At 63.6% G+C, this 2,045-nt stretch carries 1 protein-coding gene; it reads left to right on the forward strand.

Annotated features, from left to right (window positions below):
* Positions 1-2,035, forward strand: a 2,035-nt coding sequence (locus tag TPRIMZ1_RS19290; RefSeq protein WP_010262066.1) for a GLUG motif-containing protein, incomplete at its 5' end; no start/stop codon positions are given.
* Between the last annotated feature and the right edge of the window lie 10 nt (positions 2,036-2,045).

A 2,045-nucleotide genomic window follows, 5' to 3' on the forward strand; every position in this document is an offset into this window, starting at 1 on the left:
CCGGTATGCGGGCACTGTCGACCTGGCCGCCGGCAATTACCTGGTACAGGTCAAGCTGACCCGAGGAGACTTGAGCGCCACCCGCGGCTGGGTGGCCCACCTCTACCCCGGCCTGGAAACCCTGGCTGCAGGTGACTTTGGCGAGCTAGACCTGAAGCCCGCCCTGATGGGTACGGTGAGCCTGGACGGTTCGGCGGTTTATGGCGAAACCCTGACGGCGACCCCTGATCTGAAGGGGACCGGCGACCCGATCTACGTCTGGAAACGGCGCGACAGTACGGCGGGCACGGAAGCGGCGATTACCGAGGCGAGCGGCAGCACCTATACCCTGACCGTCGCCGATGTGGGCAAGCTTATCGCCGTGGAAGTGAGCCGCACCGGCTACGACGGCAGCAAACGGGACATCATAGGCCCGGTGGCGCCCGCATCAATCATCGACGCTTCGGTGACCGGCCTTGTGGCCCCCGCCACGGGGCAGCCCCCGGTGGCAACCACCGACCTGCGCGCCGACGGCGACACCCGCTACATGGTGACGGACCTCGTCTGGGAGCAGACCTACAGCCCCAGCACCAGCACCGTTACCTGGGACGGCGTCACCTTCAAGCCCCAGGCCACCTACCGGGCGACCATCACCTTGCAAGCCTATCCCGGCTACAAGTTCACCGACGGCATCACCCCCACGGTGGACGGGACGACCCTCGAGGCCGTGAACCCGAGCGGCGACACCGCCGAAAACACCCTCACCTTCACCGTCAGCTTCCCGGCAACCACCGGCGGCAAAGCGGAAGTCACCCCTTCCACGGACTGGGTCATCCCGAAGCCCACCCTCGTCATCACCAAAAGCTGCAACATCGACTTGATAGGCCCCGACGAGACCCTCACCCTCAGCCTGGACGAGAGCGACTACAGCGACTACCGCAACTTCCGGTGGACGGTGAACGGGAGCCCCGTGACCGCAGACGACACCCCCACCACCGGGGCCGCCTACACCTTCGGGGGCGCAGGCCGGAGCCCGGGGACCTACACCGTGGGTGTGAAGGCCCAAACAACAGACGGCCCTTGGTACGAGGATTGGGTCACGGTCACGGTAGCGAACCTGGCTATTGAGGGCTACTATACGGGGAGCATCTCCGGAGTTGTGGAGGACGGCCTCCTCAAAAGCATCACCACCGATGGCGACGAAATCCTCATCGGCCGCAAGGAGGAAGAGCTGGTTACGCTGAACCTGGACGAGGACGGCAAACTCCAGTTCCGGGCCGTCGAGGACGGCTTCATCCCCATCGGCAGCTATGCGGAATTCCAGTTGATTAACACAGCGGGCAACCTGAGTAAGAAGTACAAGCAGGAAGCGGACCTGGACCTGTTGGGCATCCCTCCCGCCGGCGTGGGAAGCAACTGGTCCGGCCAGAAATGGACGGCGATAGGCTCCAACAGCAACGGCGACGACCGCTTTTTCGGGCTCTTCGACGGCGACGGCAAGGCTATCAATAACCTGTTTATAGACAACACCTCTAATTTCCAGGGGCTGTTCGGGTATGTGGGCCGAGACGGCAAGGTGAAGAATGTGCATATAGCGAGCGGTTCCGTTAATGGCGCCAAAGATGTCGGCGGCGTGGTGGGGTGCAGCGACTGGGGCGAAATTACCGACTGCTCCAACAGCAGTTCCGTTAATGGCGCCAATCGAGTCGGCGGCGTGGTGGGGGACAACCTCTACGGCACTATCACCACCTGCTCCAACACCGGCGACGTTACCGGCACAGACAAGCTCAGCAATGTCGGCGGCATAGTGGGGGGCTTCACCGGCGGCTCCATCACCGACTGCTCCAACAGCGGCTCCATTAAAGGCGCCGAGCGAGTCGGCGGCGTGGCGGGGAGCAGCAACAGCGTCGAAAACAAAATCACCGGCTGCTCCAACAGCGGCTCCGTTTCCGGCGCCAGCAATGTCGGCGGCATGGTGGGGGTACAACGACGAAGCCACTATCACCGACTGCTCCAACAGCGGCCCCGTTACCGGCACCGGCACCGGCACCAGTAATGTCGGTGGC

Source organism: Treponema primitia ZAS-1 (assembly GCF_000297095.1).
Classification (GTDB): Bacteria; Spirochaetota; Spirochaetia; order Treponematales; family Breznakiellaceae; genus Termitinema; species Termitinema primitia_A.